This window comes from Nocardia sp. NPDC057455 (assembly GCF_042802775.1).
In the GTDB taxonomy this organism is placed as follows: domain Bacteria; phylum Actinomycetota; class Actinomycetes; order Mycobacteriales; family Mycobacteriaceae; genus Nocardia.
On sequence record NZ_JBHVDM010000216.1, the window covers coordinates 1 to 1,034 of the forward strand.

Consider the following 1,034-nt stretch of genomic DNA (forward strand, 5'->3'; position numbering starts at 1 on the left):
GTCGCACCATAACCCGGGTTCGAAAGTGCATGTTGGTCGCTTCGATCCGGCGCAGTTCGGCAGGGGTGAACGGCTTCGGTACACCCCGCGGCCGCTTGGCGGCCGGAATGAACGTCATCGGGTTGTCGGGGCGGTAGTTGTGCAGGTGAAGCCAGGCGAAGAACGCTTTCAACCGGCCGTGGTAGGTATGTCGGGTGCCCGGCGACCAGTCGCCACCGTCGGCGAGCCAATCGACGACCTGTTCTTCGGTGGCGTGCGCCGGATCGCACTTCGACCACGCCGCGAATTGCATCACACACTCGACGCGGTCGCCCACGGTACGAGGGGACAGGCCTTGCGCGCGCATCGCGTTACGCCAGCGCTGGACCAGTGGCGGCAGGGGCGCGCCCTTGTGCTGCGTATTCGGCGGCGGCCGGTATACCTCGCCGGCCTCGGATGGTTGCGGCGCCTGCGGTACGTGCAACATCGGGTTGTCGGCCCGGAAGTCATGCGCGCGCAACCAGTCATAGAACGCGTTGAATCTGCTGCGGTAGGTGTACCGGGTGTTCTTCGACCAGTTCGCGCCTTGTGTCGCGAACCACTCGCCTATCTGATCGGGCGTTGCCGCGGCAGGATCCTCGCCGAGCCACTCGGCGAAGAGTCCCAACACCCCTAGCCGATCGCCGATCGTGTGCGCTGAAACACCCTCTGTCCGCATAGAATTTCGCCACTTGCGCAACAGCGGCGAACTATTTGCGGAAACCGCCCCACTTCCCACACGAGGGGAATCTAGACCAGTCGGAATGATTGAAGATGGAAGTAACTGTGGAATACCTGGGTTTTGGGGGAATTGGACAATTGTCCGATTTGGACTCGCCGAATCATACCGACCGGTGCTCATGATGTTTCAGGCGGGACGCTCGAACGGTAACACGCGGCCGAGCACATCTAGAGTGCTTACCTTGTAAGCGAAAGGTCGTCGGTTCAATCCCGACAGGGGGCTCTTTTCGCGACCCTCGTCCGACATCACCGGGCGGGGGTCGTCTGTGAATCCG

Annotated in this window: 1 protein-coding gene; it reads right to left on the minus strand. The window is 62.2% G+C overall.

The genetic code is table 11. The features are described 5' to 3' along the window. Window positions 1–880 (minus strand): phage integrase N-terminal SAM-like domain-containing protein (locus tag ACFU5M_RS34555; RefSeq protein ID WP_379055836.1); only part of this gene is annotated, 880 nt, incomplete at its 3' end. Window positions 881–1,034: the final 154 nt, after the last annotated feature.